Origin of the sequence: Selenomonas sp. oral taxon 892 str. F0426 (assembly GCF_000468035.1) — a bacterium.
Lineage (GTDB): Bacteria > Bacillota > Negativicutes > Selenomonadales > Selenomonadaceae > Centipeda.
The window spans coordinates 84,718-103,051 of sequence record NZ_KI260539.1; the positions used below are offsets into that span (position 1 = coordinate 84,718).

Below are 18,334 nucleotides of genomic sequence, written 5' to 3' on the forward strand. Positions count from 1 at the left end.
GGTCGCGAGTTCGAGCCTCGTTTTCCGCTCCATCTTTCGGCGACATAGCCAAGTGGTAAGGCCGAGGTCTGCAAAACCTTTATCCCCAGTTCGATTCTGGGTGTCGCCTCCAATATGAAATGCAGTCTGGAAGGATTTCTTCCAGACTTTTTTACTATCTATGTATATGGTAAATGAAAGGGAACGAATGCGGGGACGTTACAAGATACTTGTCTACGGATGCCAGATGAACATTGCCGATGCTGAGCGCATGGAGGGACAGCTGCAGGCGGCGGGCTATGCGCGGACGGAGGAGACGGCAGATGCCGACATCATTCTCATCAATACGTGCTGCGTGCGTGAGACGGCAGAGGATAAGGCCTACGGGAAGATCGGCGAAATCAAAAAGATCAAGGAGCAGAATCCCAGACTTATCTTCGGTATCGCGGGATGTATGGCGCAGAAGGAGGGCGACAACCTCATGCGCCGTGCGCCGCACATCGACTTCGTCCTCGGCACGGGCAAGGTGCAGGAGCTCGCACGCATCGTTGCGGAGATCGAGGCAGAGCGTGCGCCTGTGGTGGATGTGACGCTTGCAGACAAGTCGATCGCGGAGCATCTGCCCGTTGCACGCGGTGGGAAATTCTCGGCATGGGTGCCCATCATGTACGGCTGCAACAACTACTGCACCTACTGTATTGTACCCTATGTGCGCGGACGCGAGCGCAGCCGCGCGCCCGAGGAGGTCGTGGCGGAGGTGCGCCGTGCCGTTGCGGAGGGGTACACCGAGGTGACCCTACTCGGGCAAAATGTGAACTCCTACGGCAGGGATCACAAGGTGGCAGATTTTGCCGACCTCCTGCGTATGGTGGACGAGGTCGAGGGGATCCGCCGCGTGCGCTTTATGACCTCGCATCCGAAGGACATCAGCGACAAGCTCATCGATACGATCAAAAATGGTGAACACATCTGCGAACACATCCATCTGCCTGTGCAGTACGGAAGTAACCGCATTCTCAAGGCGATGAACCGCGTCTACACGGTGGAGAAGTACCGCGAGCGTGCACAGCGCGTGCGTGAAGCACTGCCGAACGCGAGTCTGACGACCGATCTCATCGTCGGGTTTCCGGGGGAAACGGACGAGGACTTTGCGGAGATGCTCGCCTTTCTGCGTGAGATGCGCTACGACTCGGCATATACCTTCATCTACTCGAAGAGGTCGGGTACGCCTGCCGCAACTATGGCGGATCAGGTGGCGGACGAGATCAAGCATGCGCGGCTCAATGCACTCATGGAGGAGCAGAATACGATCAGCCGCGAGATCAACGAGGCGCTGACGGGCACGGAAGTCGAAGTTATGGTCGAGGGCGCGAGCAAGAACGACCCGACTGTTTGGAGCGGACGTACACGCACGAACAAGATCGTCCTTTTCCCGCATGGGACAGAGCAGGAGGGGGATTTCATCCAGGTGCGCATCATGCAGCCCCAGACATGGGTGCTGAAGGGCGAGATCGTTCATTGATTACGATGTGAGCCCTACGCGAACACCTCGTTACGCAAGTGATCGCACGCTTATTCGCCTAAATACCTGCGAATTCCAAACGCGCTTCGCTTGAACGAATAAAATTCGCAGGGGGCGAAACGCGAGAGCGGTCAACGTCAACCAATCACACATCGCTAACGCTCGTGTTCTTGGGACGTTTTCCCATACGACCTGTTTCCCAATCAGCTACGCCCTATGGGCTTGCTTCTTGGACAGGTCAGTATTTTCTCACTTGCTTCACTAGGGTTCGCTCAGGGCTTCACATCATGTACACACCGCACACTCAGAAAGCCTCCCCTGCCAGAGCGGGGGAGGTGGCACGCGTCAGCGTGACAGTGGGGGCGCTTTGAACAATGCACTGCTATCTTTTGTTTTTATCACATGATTTAGGAGGTTCGTTATGGACGCGCAGAATGTCACGCCGATGATGCAGCAATACCTTTCCGCGAAGCAGGCGCATCCGAACGAACTGCTCTTCTTTCGTCTCGGCGACTTCTATGAGATGTTCTTTGACGATGCAAAGGTGGCGGCAAAGGAGCTCGGACTGACGCTCACGAGCCGCAGCGGAGATTTAGACAAAAGTCCCATGTGCGGCGTACCCTATCATGCGGCGGACAGCTATATCGCACGTCTTGTCGCAAAGGGGTTCAAGGTTGCAATCGCCGAGCAGATCGGCGATCCGAAAGCAAAGGGGTTGACGCATCGCGAGGTGGTCAAGGTCGTCACGCCCGGCACGACACTCTCGGATGAGGTGCTGCGCGACGCGGCGAACATCTACATAGCACTCCTGCATGAGAGCGACGATGGGAAGTTTGTCCTTGCGGGGGCGGATATCTCGACGGGCGAGACCTTCTACGCGTGCTATGAAGGCGAGACGGCGGCGCAGCAGATTCTCGACGAACTCTATCGCCGCATGACGGCAGAACTCCTTATGACGGAGCGCTTTTCGCTGGCGGACGGCGTGCGTGAATTCACCGCGCAGCGCCTGCCGCAGTGCGCCATCGGGACGGTCTCGGCACAGGCAGATGATGATCTGCTTGCGCAGCATTTTTCTGCGGCAGAGATTCCGACGGATGTAGGCGCACGGATGGCCGTTGCGACACTCATGCGCTACCTGCATGATACGGTGATGGCCGACCTCTCGCAACTGAACCGCCTCTCCTTTCTCGATGCGGCAGATACGATGCAGCTCGACACCTACACGCTCCGCAACCTCGAGATTACGCGCAGCCTGCGCGACGGCGGCAAGAGGAATACGCTCTTCGATGTGCTCGACTTTACACGCACGCCGATGGGCACACGTCTGTTGAAATCGTGGCTCGAGCATCCTCTTCTTGTGCCGCACCGCATCGATGCGCGTCTCGACGCCGTGGCGGAGCTTGTGGAGCAGGGATCTCTGCGCGGAACACTGCGCGAACATCTGCGCTCGGTCTATGACTTCGAGCGCCTTTTGACGCGCATTGAGACACAGACAGCGAACGCGCGCGACCTCGTCGCTCTGCGCGTCTCACTTGCTGCACTTCCTGCCGTGCGCGACAGTCTCAGCACGGCAAAGAGCAGCCTTCTGATGCGTGCGTATGCATCCATTCAGACGTTTGACGAACTCCGCGACACGCTCGAACGTGCGATTGTGGACGAGCCGGGGCTGTCCGTGCGTGAGGGCGGTATCATCCGCGCGGGCTACGATGCAGCACTCGATGAACTGCACGCCTTTTCCCATGACAGCAAGACACTCCTGCAGGAGATGGAGGAACGCGAGCGCACACGCACGGGCATCAAGACGCTCAAGATCGGCTATAACAAGGTGTTCGGCTACTACATCGAGGTGCGCCATAGCGGACGGGATCAGGTTCCTGACAATTATATCCGCAAGCAGACGCTCGCGAATACGGAGCGCTTCATCACGGAGGAGCTGAAGGACTTCGAGGCGAAGATTCTCGGAGCGCAGGAGAAGATCACTGCGCTCGAGTATCACATTTTCACGCAGCTGCGCGAACAGGTCAAGGCGCAGCTTGTCCCCATCCAGAATGTCGCGCGTGCAATCGCGCGTGTCGATGTCCTGCAGAGCCTCGCCGAGGCTGCGGCAAGCTATCGCTACGTGCGTCCGAAGGTGACGGCGGGCGGCGCAATCCTCATACGGGACGGCCGTCACCCCCTCGTGGAGCGGCTGCTGCAGCGCGAGGTGTTCGTCCCGAACGATACCGACCTGAGTCATGGCGGCACGGAGACGATGCTGATCACGGGGCCGAATATGGCGGGCAAGTCCACCTATATGCGTCAGGTTGCACTCCTCACGCTCATGGCGCAGGTTGGCAGCTTTGTCCCCGCACGCACAGCTGAGATCGCACCCGTTGACCGCATCTTCACGCGTATCGGCGCGAGCGACGACCTCGTGAGCGGACAGAGCACATTCATGGTGGAGATGAATGAGGTCGCGCAGATCCTGCGTGAGGCGACGCGTGACAGTCTCGTCATTCTCGATGAGATCGGGCGCGGCACGAGTACGTTTGACGGCATGAGCATTGCGCGCGCGGTTGTGGAGCATATCGACAAACGCATTCATGCCAAGACACTCTTTGCGACGCATTACCACGAACTGACGGACATGGAGAACGAGCGCATCCGCAACTACTGTATTGCCGTGCGAGAGAAGGGGAAGAACGTCGCATTCCTGCGGCGCATCGTCGCGGGAGCGGCCGACAAGTCTTACGGTATCCACGTCGCGCGTCTCGCGGGACTCCCGCCGAAAGTGACGGAGCGTGCGGAGGAGATCCTGCACACGCTCGAGCAAACAGCAGCGGCCGCACCGGACGGTTCCGCGCTCCCGTCACAGGAGGACGCCGCCTCGTCTGTGCGGACGGCAGCGGCGACCGACGGCATGGCGTCCCTCTTTGCGGACGGCACACTCGAGGAACTTCGGACATTGGACATCATGACCATGACGCCGCTTGAGGCGATGAATACACTCTATCGCCTGCAGGAGCAGGCACGGAAGGAGGCAGGGGAAGCATGACGCAGATTCACGTACTGGACGATACCACTATAAATAAAATTGCGGCAGGCGAGGTCGTGGAGCGCCCCGCCTCCGTCGTGAAGGAGCTGGTCGAAAACGCAATGGATGCGGGCGCGACGGCGATTGAGATCGAAATCATGGGCGGTGGTGTCAGCTTCATCCGCGTGACGGACAACGGGCGCGGCATGACGCGTGAGGATGCCCAGACCGCGATCCTGCGCCATGCGACCAGCAAGATCAGCTCCGTCTCGGATCTCCAGACCGTCGCAACGCTTGGCTTTCGCGGCGAGGCACTGCCGACGATTGCGTCTGTCTCGCGGTTCTCCCTTCTGACGCGGCGGGCATCGGATGACCTCGGCACGCGCGTCGATATCCTCGGCGGCAAAACGCCCGAGATCGAGGACGCGGGCTGCGAGATCGGGACGAGTGTGCGCGTCGAGGAACTTTTTTTCAACACGCCCGCACGCAAGAAATTTCTCAAGACGAATACGACCGAAGCGGGCAAGATCAGCGACTATGTGATTCGGCTCGCGCTTTCGCGTCCCGATATCGCATTCCGCTTCATCAACAACAACCGTCTCACCATCATGACGGCGGGCGATGACAGCCTGCGCCGCGCCATCGAGAGCATCTACGGCGGCGATACGGCGGGGGCGCTGATTCCCCTTGACTTCCACGATGAGGAGGCGGAGATCCGCATCACGGGCTACATCTCAAAACCGTCCGTGATACGCAGCAGCCGCGCGTGGCAGACGTACATCGTCAACGGGCGCACCATACAGAACCGTGCGATTGCAAAAGCGATTGACAATGTCTACCGTGCACTCGTGCCGAAGATGGGCTTTCCGCTTGCTGTCCTGCGCATTGAGGTGCCGCAGAGGACCATCGATGTGAACGTGCACCCGCAGAAAACAGAGATGAAATTCGAGGACGAGGGGCGCATCTTCAAGGCGGTCTACAAGTCTGTGCTCGACGCGATTCGCGGCGCGGCGGGGGATGGGACGGCGATCGCGGCATCGGTCGAAAAGCCGAAATTCCACTACGAAGCCGTACCGCTGAACGTCGGCGCACCTGCAAGTGGTGCTCCATACGCATCGCACACCGCCGCACCTGTCACTGCGCGTGCAAACAGCTACGCGATGCCGCCCGTGCGCCCGCAGACCGTGCACGAGGCAGTGCAGTGGCGCGGACAGAGCGTTGACCTGCGCGCGGCACAGGATTCTGTCACTGCCGCACGCACCGGAGAGCGTGCAATGTTTTCTGCGAAGACCGCAGCAGCGCCGCCTCCGCATGCAGAGCAGGGAGCGGAGATGGAGGCACGCCTCCTTCCCATCGGTCAGGTCGATCTCACCTACATCATTGCCCAGAGTGCGCAGAGTCTCTACATCGTCGATCAGCATGCGGCACACGAGCGCATCCTGTTCGACCGCTTCTCCGCACAGGCGGACGGCATTCCGTCCCAGCAGATGCTTGTTCACGCCATTCTCAGTTTTGATGCGCGTGAGGCGCAGTACATCGATGAGAATGCGGAGCTGTTCGACCGCCTCGGCTTCCATCTCGAGCCTGCAGGGGAGCGCGAGTATCGTCTGACGGAAGCACCTGCGGATATTCCGCTCGATGAGGCGGAGGATACGATCCGTGAGATCCTCATGTCCCTCGGTGATCTGCATGCCGCAACTCCTGTGAACCTGCGTCAGGCAGGAATTGCCACGATGGCGTGCCGCGCTGCGATCAAGGCGGGCGAGGAGCTCAGCGTACGGCAGATGGAGATTCTGCTCGACGAACTCCGTGCGACGCCGTTCCCGTTTACCTGCCCGCACGGACGCCCAACGATTCTCCGATTCGATACGCATGACCTCGCGAAGATGTTCAAGCGTACGGGGTTCAATCTCTGATGGCGGGCAGTATCCGTGCGATTGTGACGACCGTGCGGCGCGGACAGCGGTATACGGAGGTGAATCGCGCCCTTGCGGCGCATACGGCAAAGGCGCTCGGTATCCCGAACGTCCCGCGCGGGAACGATTCCCTTGAGGAACTGCGCGCGGCATACAATGCCGATGCTGTGCTTGTCGCACGGCGCGGACTGCTCACCCTCGTTACGGCGGAGGGGGAGCTTTTCTTTCATCCGGGCATGGCACATCTGCGCATCAAGAATCTTCTGCTCGGGCATGGCGACCACCTTGTCACCGCGCTTGGACTCACTGCGGGCATGCACGTTCTCGACTGCACACTCGGTACGGGTGCAGACGCGATTGTCGAGAGCTTTGCCGTGGGCGAAGCGGGAACCGTCACGGCGCTCGAGTCGAATCCCCTCATCGCAGCGGTCATCGCGGATGGACTCGCGCACGCCACGGGCGACAACTACGAGATGCACGCGGCAATGCGCCGTGTTATCGTACACAATACGGACGCGCTCGCTTTTCTGCAGGCAGCGGCAGACGACAGCTATGATGTCGTCTACTTTGATCCGATGTTTCGCCGTCCCCTGCACGAGAGCGCAGGGATGAACGCCCTGCGCAGCATCGCGGATATGCGTGCGCTCACGGAGGAGACCATCGTTGAGGCACGGCGTGTTGCACGCCGCCGTGTCGTCATGAAGGAACGCCGCGAGAGCGCAGAGTTTGAGCGCCTTGGATTTACACGGTTTATGGGAGGGAAGTACAGTCGTATTGCCTACGCTGTCATGGATTGTTGACAGCAGTAAGTGTGATAACTTTTATTTATATATAAATAGCTTTACTGATAATTACATCATGCTGTATAATCATGTCCGTATTGTTTTCTGTATGCAGAGTGGGGGCTCTGTAATAGAATGGGGGAGTTATACTATGGAAATGCTTTTGGGCTTTATTGTCCTCCTCGCCTGTCTGATCGTCGGGGTGCGGCATGGCGGACTGGGACTCGCTGTGATCAGTGGGATCGGCCTTGTGATCTACACGTTCGTCTTCGGTTATCAGCCGGGGAAACCGCCGATTGACGTTATGCTCATCATCCTTGCGGTGGTCACCTGTGCGGGCTTCCTGCAGACCTCGGGCGGACTCACAGTCATGCTCAAGTATGCGGAGAAATTCCTCCGCAATAATCCAAAGCATGTCACGATCCTCGCACCGCTCACGACGTGGTTCCTCACCGTGCTCTGCGGGACAGGACACGTTGTCTATACGATGTTCCCGATCATCTACGATATTGCGATCAAACAGGGCATTCGCCCTGAGCGTCCAATGGCAGTCTCATCCGTTGCTTCGCAGATGGGCATCTGCGCCTCGCCGGTCTCGGTCGCAGTCGTTTCGATGGTCGCGTTCCTCTCGGTCTCGGGGCATGAGTTCTCCGTGTTCCAGGTGCTCTCTGTCTCCATCCCTGCAACAGGGCTGGGCGTGTTCTTCGCGGCTCTTTGGAGCTACCGCCGCGGCAAGGACCTCGAGCAGGATGAGCGTTTCCAGGAGTTCATCCGTGATCCTGAGAACAAACAGTATGTCTATGGCGACTCTGAGAGCCTCCTCAACAAGGAACTGCCGAAAGAATACTATCGTGCGATGTATATTTTCTTCCTCGGCATCATTGCTATCGCGGTACTCGGCAACTTCCCCGAACTGCTGCCGAAGTTCCCGCCGAAACCGGATGCTGCGCCGAAGGCAATCTCAATGGTCATTGTGATCCAGATGGTGATGCTGCTCGTCGGCGCGACGATTCTCCTCACCTGCAAGGTCAAGGCGAAGGATGTCGGCAACTCACAGGTATTCCGCTCGGGCGTAGTCGCGCTCGTCTCCGTGTACGGCGTAGCGTGGATGGCGGACACGTATTTCATGAATCACATGGGCTTCCTCAAGGAGTTCCTCGGATCTGCTGTGCAGAACTATCCGTGGGCGTATGCGGTGCTCGCGTTCTTTACATCGAAGCTTGTGAACTCACAGGGCGCGGCGATTGCGATTGTCGTGCCGATGGCGCTGAACGTGGGCATGGATCCAATCCTCGTCCTCTCGTTCATCTCCGCGTGTTACGGCTACTTCTTCCTGCCGACGTATCCGTCCGATCTCGCGTGCATTGGGTTCGACCGCTCGGGCACGACGCGCATCGGCAAGTATATCCTGAATCACTCATTCATGATCCCAGGCCTGATCGGTGTCATCTCGGGCTGCTGTGTCGGCTACGTCATCGCACATCTGATGTTCTAAAAAAGAAGAATTTCATAAAAATGGGTCCTGCACATTCTGCAGGACCCATTTTTGCGGCCGTCAGAGGATTGTATGATCCGGCTGCTGGCTGAGGATATTTTTGCTGAACTCAATGAAGGATTGCGCCGCGCGCGAGATGTATCGGTCGCGTTTCCAGGCAAGACCGACATCGACGTAGACCGGTGTGGCAAGGGGGATGGCGCGAATCCCTGGAACATCGTGCGTGATCATGTCGAGCAGGAAAGCGTTCCCAACACCGTTTGCGACAAGCCCCATGATCGTGACCACCTGGTTTGACTCGAGAACGATGTTCGGCGTAATCCCTGCCTCCTTCATCTTCTGAAGCATGGTCTGACGGAGGAAGGAGCCCTCCTTCAGCATGATGATGTTCTGAGCCTCAATGTCCTGCAGCGTGATTGCCTTGCGCTGTGCGAGTTCACTGCCTTCCGGCACGCAGCAGACAATCTGGCTCCGCGCCATTGGCAGCAGCTGCAGATTGGGGGAGGCGTCTGGGATGATGATAATGCCAAAATCAAGCTCATCGCGTTCCAGCTGCTCACGAATGGCAACGGATCCCTCCTCGTGGAGATAGACATCGAGATGGGAATAGCGGCGCTGAAAGCTCGAAAAGATCTTCGGGAAGAGATATGCTCCCATCATCGGTGGAATGCCGATCTTGATGGTGCCCTTCTGCAGCTGTTTGTAGTCGTTGACCTCGAGGACTGCATCCTGTATGTTGCGCAGTGCAACCTCGACACGTCCAAGAAAAACTGCCCCCTCAGGGGTCAGCGATAGCTGTTTTTGGCTTCGATCGAAGAGCTGGATGCCGAGCTCCGCCTCAAGCTTTTTGATCGCTACGGTAATATTTGGTTGGGAGACACGGAGGCGTTCGGCGGCGCGGGTGATGTTTTTGAGCCGACTCGCCATCTGGAAATATTCCAACTGCCGTAGTTCCATAAAACCATCCTCCTAATAATTTTTTTTTATACGCTTTCCATTATATCATATTTTCGGTGAATGTATGATAGGATAATATTAATTTATTGAAAAATTTTTCATGGATTTTAGAGAGTTTTTTTCAAAAAGAGGTAGGATTTTTCGGGGAACTATGGAATAATATAGGAAGATGCGGACGTATATCTGACGGAGCAGATATGTGTGCGTCCGCTGATCGAGAGAAATGGAATGGGGGGCTTTTGCTTTGGAAAAATCAACGGTCATCGGGCTTATCATGGGGGTCATCTCGATCTTTGTTGGTATGATCTTGAAGGGGGCACCGCTGACGGCGCTCAATAACCCGGCGGCGTTCCTCATCATCATTGGCGGTACGTTCTCGTGCTTGTTCATTGGTTTTCGCATGGAGCAGCTGGGGAATTTTGTCAACTTGATCAAGAAGACCTGCCAGGTTCCGAAACTACAGGAGAAGGGACAGCTCGTCCAGCAGTTCATTGAGCTGTCCCAGATTGCGCGTCGCGAGGGTATTCTCGCGCTTGAGAGCAAGGCACAGGAGATTCAGGACCCGTTCTTCCGCACGGGTCTCGGTATGGTCATCGATGGTATGGATCCAGACTTCGTAGGGGATGTCTTGGATGCAGAGCTTGCGATCATGCAGGAGCGTCACGCCGAAGGGCGTTCGATGTTCACACAGGCGGGCACCTATGCGCCGACGCTGGGCGTTCTGGGCGCCGTTGTCGGTCTGATCGCGGCGCTTGGCAACCTGAACGATATTGACAAGCTCGGTCATTCCATCGCAGCTGCATTCGTTGCGACGATTCTGGGTATCTTCACCGGCTACGTTCTCTGGATGCCGTTTGCGAACAAGCTCAAGATCATGTCCGAGCAGGAAGTCAGCCAGAAGCGCATGATAATCGAGGGTATTTTGTCTCTGCAGGCGGGTGATTCTCCTACGGCAATTGAGGCAAAACTCATGGTCTTTATCCCGCAGTCGGAGCGCGAGGCACTGAAGGGAGAGGGCTGATATGGCAAGAAAGAAACATGCGAAGCCGCATGAAGAAGAAGCAGGCGAGGCATGGCTCCTGCCCTACTCCGACCTGATGACGCTGTTGCTTGCACTCTTTATTGCTCTCTTTGCGATGTCGCAGACGGACACCTCGAAGATGCAGCAGCTGGCGCAGGCATTTACCGCGGCGTTCAATATGGGGGGACCGTCATTCTTTAGCGGCATGGGGCCTTCGACCTCGCTCGAATCAGCGACGATGATGAAGGGCGAGGATAATGCAAATGCCGCCTATATGAAGGAAAACGCTGATCTAAATGAGGCACAGGAAAAGCTGGAGCAGTATATAAAGGAGCATGATCTTCAAGACCAAGTGAGCACGGAGCTCTCTGAGGAAGGCTTGATGATCCGGCTGAAGGAAAAGGCACTGTTTTCCTCCGGCTCTGCGCAGTTACAGGGACAGGCAGAGGAAATTGTGCCCGTGATCGCGGCGCTCCTCTCATCGCTGCCCGAGCGGGTCACGATCTCCGGACATACGGATAATGTACCGATCGCGACCGCGCAGTTTCCGTCGAACTGGGAGCTCAGTTCGGCGCGTGCTGTGAGCCTTATGCGCGGAGTGATGGGGGCTCAGCCCTCATTGAATCCGGCACGTTTCAGTGCGCTCGGATACAGCGAGTATCGTCCGATTGCATCGAATGATACGGAGGAGGGACGTGCGCAGAACCGCCGCGTCGAGGTCTTTATCGCTCGCAGCATGCGATTCATGCAAGAGGATTCAAGTGTTCACTCTGATGGTCAGGTGACTACAAGTGCGAATGCGCCGTCGTCGGCTATGCCTACATCGAATGGTGAGACTTCCCCCACGAGTACATCGGAGATGGGTGCATCGACAAGACCTGCTCAGACAAACCCGGGCATCGTTCCGACACCGCTCCAGCGGTAACTATAGGGCAACAATGGATCTGAAAGGGGCTATTGCATCGGCAATGGCCCCTTTATTATAGCGTGTAGTCTGCGGCGTGAGTGCTCATGAACGGTATGGCAGAAAGTGTGTGCGACGATGATTCTTGGGATTGGCAGTGATATCATCCATATTCCGCGTGTGGCGCGTGCGATCCAAAATCCGCGTTTTCTTCAGCGCGTCTATACCGCAAGGGAGCGAGCCTACGCTGAAAGCCGCGGAAAAGGAATGGCGGCGAGCCTTGCGGCACGCTTTGCAGCAAAGGAAGCGGTACTCAAGGCGTTCGGAACGGGGCTGCGTGATGGTACGCTGCTGGATATCGAGGTGCTGCCGGATGCTCTTGGTGCCCCTGTTGTTCATTTGGATGGCTGCTTTGCTGCACGTGCAAAGGCAATGGGGGTGACACATGTGTGGGTCACACTCAGCCATGAGCGTGACTATGCGACAGCTTACTGTATTTTGGAGGGTCAGTAATGAAGATATCGTTTGCAGAGGATATGCGGCGGATTGATGCGAGCGTTGTCCAGGACTATGGGCTGCCTGCTCTTGCCCTAATGGAGAACGCTGGCCGTCGCACCGCAGAGGAGGCTGCTGCCATGATTGGTACGCCGTCTGGCAAGGTGTTTGCGGTCTTTGCTGGAGGCGGCAATAACGGTGGAGATGCCTTTGCCTCGGCACGTCATCTCATGAATATGGGGGCGCGCGTCAAGATGTTCTTTGCGGGGGAGCGGGATCATCTCGGGGATGCAGCGCGTGCAATGCATGATGCACTGCAGGCGATGGGCGTGGAGATTCGTCCCCTTGTGAGCGATCGCGATTGGGATCGTCTGCGTGTCTCGCTTCGTTTCTCAGATGCTGTTGTGGATGGGATTCTTGGAACGGGGGTACATGGGGAGCTGAGAGAGACGGTCTCGCGTCTCGTGGGGGAGATCAATGCGGCGGGCAAACCCGTCATGGCGATTGATATCCCGAGCGGCGTGGAGGCAGATACGGGACGAATCACCTCCCGTGCTGTATGTGCAAATCGAACCCTCGCCCTTGGACTGCCAAAGATCGGTCACTTCCTCGGACAGGGGGCAAATGCCACGGGGGAGCTACTTGTTGATGACATTGGGATTCCGCATGCGCTTCTTGAGGGAGATGCGCTGCGTCAGTCCCTCATTACACGGGAGACCGCTGCAAAGATCCTTCCTGTGCGTCCGCGCGATGTACACAAGGGCAGCTGCGGGCGCATTCTTATATTTGCGGGCTCCCTCGGCATGACGGGAGCTGCGGCGCTTGCTGCGGAGTCGGCGCTCCGGATTGGCGCTGGGCTTGTAACGCTTGCTGTGCCGGAGCGCCTCTATCCCATTCTCGCAGCAAAGTTGACGGAAGTGATTGTGGTGCCGATTTCAGACGAGCGAACGGGGCACTTTGGAGGCATTAAGGCACTCGAGGAGGCTCTTTCGCTTGCGGCGCATGCAGATGCGGTGCTGATTGGCCCGGGGATTGGCCGTGCGGCGGAGACGAGTGAGTTCGTCCGTCTTTTCGCTGCGGATGTGAAGGCGCCTCTTGTGATGGATGCAGATGCAATCTATGCATTCCGCGGACATCTTGATGCGCTTCGTGAGCTGCCTCAGGTGCCGATCCTCACACCGCATCTTGGAGAGTTTGCGGGGCTTCTCAGTACGGATACGGAGACGGTACATGCGGATCTTCTGCATATGGCTCGAGAAGCCGCACGGGATCATCAGGCTGTATACGTTATCAAGAGCGCGTGTACGATTGTGGTCTATCCAGATGGGGATGCGTTCTTTACGACCTGCGGAAATGCGGGGATGGCGACAGCTGGGGCGGGGGATGTGCTCGCGGGTGCTATCGTTGGACTCATGCACCAGATGGAGAGCGGCATGACACCGATTGTCGGAGTATACGTGCACGGACGCGCGGGAGATATTGCCTATGAGCACTGCGGCAACGGGCTTGTGGCGGGCGATATTCTCGAACTATTGCCGCAGTCGCTCAGAGAACTCAGTTGACAAGATTCTTTTGCGGCACTATGATAGGACTACATTTTTTGGAAAGAGGCACATATTATGGCAAAAGCAGATATTGACTGGGGAAATCTGGGGTTTGCATATCGCGCGCTGCCAGAGCGCTACGTAGTGAACTATGAAGATGGGAAATGGGGAGCGGGCGGACTTTCTTCCGATGCGACTGTGACCATGAGTGAATGTGCCGGTATTCTGCACTACTGTCAGGAGGTCTTTGAGGGGCTGAAGGCATATGAGACGGCGAATGGGGATATTGTGACGTTTCGTCCCGATCTGAACGCAGAGCGTATGTATCATTCGGCGGCGTATCTTGAGATGCCGTCCTTCCCCCAAGACCGTTTTCTCGAAGCGGTGGATGCGGTGGTTGCGGCAAACCGTGACTATGTGCCGCCGTATGGTTCAGATGCCTCGCTCTACCTGCGCCCGCTGATCTTTGCGACGGGTGAAGTCATCGGGGTAAAGCCCGCGGATGCGTATCAGTTCCGTCTCTTTGCAACGCCGGTCGGCCCGTACTTCAAGGGCGGAGCAAAGCCTGTGCGCCTCTGTGTGAGCGCATTCGACCGTGCAGCACCGCACGGCACGGGTCACATCAAGGCTGGGCTGAACTATGCGATGAGTCTGCATGCATATATAGTTGCCCATGCAGCGGGTTACGATGAGAATATGTTCCTCGATGCAGCGACGCGCACCCATATTGAGGAGACAGGAGGAGCGAACTTCCTGTTTGTGACGAAGGATGGTACGGTTGTGACACCGAAGTCGGACTCCATCCTTCCGTCGATCACGCGTCGTTCACTCGTTTATATCGCAGAACATATTCTTGGCATGAAGGCGGAGGAGCGTCCTGTTGCATTTGCGGAACTCAATGACTTTGCTGAGTGCGGGCTCTGTGGGACGGCGGCGGTGATCTCGCCTGTTGGCTCCGTGACACATGGGGACAAGGTGATTGCGTTCCCCAGCGGCATGGATCATATGGGGCCTGTTCTGCAAAAACTCTATGATACACTGCGCGGCATTCAGCTCGGGACAGTCGAAGCACCCGCGGGGTGGATCCGTAAGATCTGCTGATTTGATTTCGTCCTCTTTACGAAGGGATCCGGATGTGTTTGGAATCCTTTCGTCGGAGGGCGAAATTTTTTTGAAAGAATAGGACAGGTCACAAGGATTTTCCGTATTCAAAGAGAAAATGTAAAATAGTATACGGCGTCCACGCAGTCAGTGGCGTGGGGGGTGCCTCGGATGATGGATTTAGGGATATGAGAAGGGCGTTTTCTCTTTGGGGGTTCATATGCCGCTTGACTTTACGATGCCAACCCAGTTTCATGGCATCCTTTCGACCATCACATTGCTCGATCTTCTCGATATTTTGATCGTAGCGGTTATTCTCTATCGTGTTTATCTCATGCTGGAGGACACACGTGCTATTACGCTTGGGAAGGGGATTCTCGTCCTTCTTGGTGTGACCGTTGTGGCAAGCTATTTCGATCTCCACGTGATTTCATGGCTTTTACAGAAATCTGTGACCTTGCTTTTTGTTGCACTGCCGATTGTGTTCCAGCCAGAGCTGCGGCGTGCGCTTGAACACTTAGGACAAGGGCGTTTTTTACGTTCGGGTGGACTCCTCGATGATGAGGAGGCGCAGAGTACGATTCGAGAGATCCGCGGTGCAGTGAAAATCCTGTCGGCAAATAAGATCGGCGCGCTGCTCGTCATTGAACGCAACATGCGGCTCAATGATATCAGTGCGACGGGCATACAGATCGATGGACTTATTACATCGGACTTTCTCATGAATGTCTTTATTCCAAATACGCCGCTTCATGACGGAGCAGCGGTTATTCGCGGAAAACGTCTGATCGCTGCCGGCTGTCTTTTGCCGCTGACGGAGAGCCGTGCACTTTCGACGGAGCTGGGAACACGCCACCGCGCCGCCATCGGCCTTTCGGAGCAGTGTGATGCCCTTGTTGTGGTTGTGAGTGAGGAGACGGGGACCATCTCAGTTGCGGAGAATGGGCGGATCCATCGTCATCTCGACGAGGATCAGCTGACACATGTGCTGACCCCCGCATTCACATACAGTTCGGGTTCATCTATTTTCGAGTTGATTCGAAGCTGGAGGAAGAAATGATGACGAGGCTTCGGAGTTTTGTGCAGCACAATTTGCTCGCGAAAATTGTGGCACTCATAGTTGCCGTTGTACTCTGGCTCTACGTGATGAACGATCAGAACCCCGCAATCGAGGGGGCATATACTGTCCCAGTGACAGTGGAACAGGCGCCGGACGGTTACAAGCTGACCTCTGATATCGATACGGTGACGATTCGCGTGCGCGGCCCCCGTTCTTTCTTCGTTGCTGCAGAGCGCGGTGATTTTCATGCACGCATCAATCTCTCTGACTTTACGGAGGGCGACCGCGCCTATGCTGTGGAGGCGTCGATTCCGTATGGTTTTGAGGTCGTGAGCATTTCGCCGGACAGGGTTACGGTCAATCTCGACCGCATCACTCAAAAGACCTTCAAGGCGGAGATGACTCTGAGCGGTACCCCTGCCGCCGGATTTACGGTGGATAAGATTGTACAGGTGGGTGAGACGGCAACGGTCGAGGGACCGCGGAGCCTTGTCAACCAGGTTGTCCACATTGTTGGGCATATCAACTTGACTGGGCAGTCAAACACCTATACGACGGAGGTTCCTCTCCTCGCACTGAATGCTGATGGTCGTGAGATTCCAGGTCTCGTGCTTAAGCCCGCATCAATGGAGACTTCTGTCCATCTTGCCCACGGCCTCACGCGCAAGGTCGTTGAGGTGCAGGCGCGTCCGCGCAGCGATCTCGCGCCGAATCTCAGACTTGTAGGGGTTGCGGTGGAACCCTCCCGCATCGAGATCGCGGGAGCAGAGGATGTGATCGCGAAGATTACGAGCATCGAGACAGAGGAGTTCTCTCTCTCAGATGTGCAGAAAACGGAGAAGCGTCAGGTGAGACTCTCTCTGCCTGTCGGTGTGACGGCCGCGGATCCGAATGTGATGGTGGAAATCCAAGTGGGGGCAATGTAATGATACGTGTGAAGAACCTGCGTGTCCCCTATGACTCCGTGCAGCCCATCGAGGAACTTGCAGCAGAACGTCTCAAACAATCACCCTGTGCCGTGCACGGGGTGATTGTCGTTCATCAGTCTCTGGATGCGCGCCGCCGACACGGTGCACCGCTTGCATTCGTCTACATCCTCGATGTTGCGGTGGAAAATGAGCGCCATGTACTCGCTCAGTTCCGAAAGGACGCGGATATTCTTCCGGCACCGCCGGCAAAGCCCCTTGTCATCGCAACTGTGGGGGCTCGTACACTGCGTCCGATTGTGGTTGGCTTTGGCCCTGCCGGTATCTTTGCGGCATGGGTGCTCGCACGCGCAGGTCTCGCACCGCTTGTTCTCGAACGCGGACAGGATGTTGATCGACGGACGCAGGATGTTGCCCGCTTCTGGCAGACAGGAACGCTCGACCCTGCGTCGAATGTGCAGTTTGGTGAGGGCGGGGCTGGTACGTTTTCGGACGGAAAGCTGACGGCACGCAGCAATGATTCACGTATGCGGGAGATTATTGAGGCCTTTATCCAGGCGGGCGCGCCCGAGGAGATACGGTATCTTCAGAAGCCGCATATCGGGACAGACATCTTACGTCATGTGGTGAAGCATCTGCGCATGGAGATTATCCGTATGGGCGGCGAGGTGCGGTTTTGTGCGCAGGTGACGGATGTGGAACTGCAGGCGGGGAGCATTGCTGCTGTTGTTGTCAACGGTACGGAGCGGATCTTGACCGATGCCGTGTTCCTCGGTATCGGTCACTCTGCCCGCGATACCTACGAAATGCTGCACGCATCGGGGCTTGTAATGGAACCAAAGGCGTTTGCTGTCGGCCTGCGCATCGAGCATCCACAGGAATTCATTGACACCATGCAGTACGGAGATGCGGCCGGGAGCCCTCATCTCCCCACCGCAGACTATGCGATGACGTATCGCGACTCAACAGGCGGACGTGGTGTCTACTCGTTCTGCATGTGCCCCGGCGGACTGGTCGTCGCCGCCGCCTCGGAGGAACACAGGCTCGTGACAAATGGCATGAGTAACTACCGCCGTAATTCCGGCGTGGCAAACAGTGCTCTCCTCGTACAGGTGGTGCCTGCGGACTGGGGGCGTGATGTGCTTGGCGGCATTCGCTTTCAGCGGGAGCTTGAGACGCGCGCCTATCGTCTCGGAGGGGGGGACTATCGTGCACCTGTGCAGTCGGTTGGCGATTTTCTCACTGGGCAGACGAACACACGGGATTTTGTCGTTTCTCCGACGTATCAGCCGGGCGTGGCCGTTGCCGATCTACGGGAGCTGCTTCCAGCAGAGTGTACGTCGTCTCTTGCGCGTGCACTCACGTTTTGGGAGTCGCGTATGCCGGGCTTCGGCGGTGTGGATGTGCCGCTGACAGGTGTGGAGTCACGCTCGTCCGCACCGTGTCGTCTTGTACGCAATACGGCGACGATGGAGTCGGTCTCCGCAGCAGGCCTCTATCCCATCGGAGAGGGGGCAGGATACGCCGGCGGAATTATGAGTGCAGGACTCGACGGCATGAAAGCAGCGCTTGCATTTTTGGATAAGATAAAGTAGATTATAAAGATATACTATAATTAG

14 protein-coding genes and 1 tRNA gene are annotated in these 18,334 nt (G+C 56.9%); 14 read left to right on the top strand and 1 reads right to left on the bottom strand.

All coding sequences use genetic code 11. The features are described from left to right. The first annotated feature begins 38 nt into the window (after window positions 1–38). The 6 genes from HMPREF1992_RS05650 to HMPREF1992_RS05675 all read left to right on the top strand — a co-directional run bounded on the left by HMPREF1992_RS05650 (window position 39) and on the right by HMPREF1992_RS05675 (window position 8,707). Window positions 39–112 (top strand) — tRNA-Cys (locus HMPREF1992_RS05650). A gap of 75 nt (window positions 113–187) precedes the next feature. Next, window positions 188–1,501 (top strand): tRNA (N6-isopentenyl adenosine(37)-C2)-methylthiotransferase MiaB, encoded by a 1,314-nt coding sequence (gene miaB, locus HMPREF1992_RS05655; protein WP_037358749.1) that lies wholly within the window; start codon window positions 188–190, stop codon window positions 1,499–1,501. A gap of 421 nt (window positions 1,502–1,922) precedes the next feature. Continuing rightward, window positions 1,923–4,535: a DNA mismatch repair protein MutS gene (gene mutS / locus HMPREF1992_RS05660; protein WP_021684894.1), complete on the top strand. Its 2,613-nt coding sequence runs from the start codon at window positions 1,923–1,925 to the stop codon at window positions 4,533–4,535. After that, window positions 4,532–6,430 (top strand): DNA mismatch repair endonuclease MutL, encoded by a 1,899-nt coding sequence (gene mutL / locus HMPREF1992_RS05665; protein ID WP_021684895.1) that lies wholly within the window; start codon window positions 4,532–4,534, stop codon window positions 6,428–6,430. Before mutS ends, mutL begins: the two co-directional genes overlap by 4 nt. Next, complete coding sequence (locus tag HMPREF1992_RS05670) at window positions 6,430–7,230, top strand: class I SAM-dependent methyltransferase (protein ID WP_021684896.1); 801 nt, start codon at window positions 6,430–6,432, stop codon at window positions 7,228–7,230. The genes mutL and HMPREF1992_RS05670 overlap by 1 nt, the downstream gene beginning before the upstream one ends. A 133-nt stretch (window positions 7,231–7,363) precedes the next feature. Beyond that, on the top strand, window positions 7,364–8,707 hold the full coding sequence (locus HMPREF1992_RS05675; protein ID WP_037358752.1) for an anaerobic C4-dicarboxylate transporter: 1,344 nt from the start codon (window positions 7,364–7,366) through the stop codon (window positions 8,705–8,707). Window positions 8,708–8,767: 60 nt separating this feature from the next. Here the strand turns inward: HMPREF1992_RS05675 and HMPREF1992_RS05680 are convergent, their stop codons facing one another. Further along, a complete protein-coding gene (locus tag HMPREF1992_RS05680; RefSeq protein ID WP_021684898.1) occupies window positions 8,768–9,664 on the bottom strand; it encodes a LysR family transcriptional regulator in 897 nt (298 codons plus the stop codon). 223 nt (window positions 9,665–9,887) lie between these two features. Here HMPREF1992_RS05680 and motA point away from each other — a divergent pair, with 223 nt between their 5' ends. From motA to HMPREF1992_RS05720, 8 genes are all read left to right on the top strand, one after another. After that, entirely contained in the window at window positions 9,888–10,685 is a 798-nt protein-coding gene (motA, locus tag HMPREF1992_RS05685) for a flagellar motor stator protein MotA (RefSeq protein ID WP_021684900.1), read from the top strand. A 1-nt stretch (window position 10,686) separates the two neighbouring features. Next, entirely contained in the window at window positions 10,687–11,610 is a 924-nt protein-coding gene (locus HMPREF1992_RS05690; RefSeq protein ID WP_021684901.1) for a flagellar motor protein MotB, read from the top strand. 117 nt (window positions 11,611–11,727) lie between these two features. Further along, a complete protein-coding gene (acpS, locus tag HMPREF1992_RS05695; protein ID WP_021684902.1) occupies window positions 11,728–12,102 on the top strand; it encodes a holo-ACP synthase in 375 nt (124 codons plus the stop codon). Next, window positions 12,102–13,646, top strand: coding sequence for a bifunctional ADP-dependent NAD(P)H-hydrate dehydratase/NAD(P)H-hydrate epimerase (locus tag HMPREF1992_RS05700; RefSeq protein ID WP_021684903.1), 1,545 nt, complete (start codon window positions 12,102–12,104; stop codon window positions 13,644–13,646). Before acpS ends, HMPREF1992_RS05700 begins: the two co-directional genes overlap by 1 nt. 57 nt (window positions 13,647–13,703) lie before the next feature. Next, entirely contained in the window at window positions 13,704–14,729 is a 1,026-nt protein-coding gene (locus tag HMPREF1992_RS05705) for a branched-chain amino acid aminotransferase (protein ID WP_021684904.1), read from the top strand. A gap of 220 nt (window positions 14,730–14,949) precedes the next feature. Next, entirely contained in the window at window positions 14,950–15,789 is an 840-nt protein-coding gene (cdaA, locus tag HMPREF1992_RS05710) for a diadenylate cyclase CdaA (protein WP_021684905.1), read from the top strand. Further along, the gene (locus tag HMPREF1992_RS05715; protein WP_021684906.1) at window positions 15,786–16,715 is read left to right on the top strand and encodes a YbbR-like domain-containing protein; all 930 of its coding nucleotides are present in this window, start codon (window positions 15,786–15,788) and stop codon (window positions 16,713–16,715) included. Before cdaA ends, HMPREF1992_RS05715 begins: the two co-directional genes overlap by 4 nt. Beyond that, window positions 16,715–18,310 (top strand): NAD(P)/FAD-dependent oxidoreductase, encoded by a 1,596-nt coding sequence (locus tag HMPREF1992_RS05720; protein ID WP_021684907.1) that lies wholly within the window; start codon window positions 16,715–16,717, stop codon window positions 18,308–18,310. The genes HMPREF1992_RS05715 and HMPREF1992_RS05720 overlap by 1 nt, the downstream gene beginning before the upstream one ends. The last annotated feature ends 24 nt before the right edge of the window (window positions 18,311–18,334 follow it).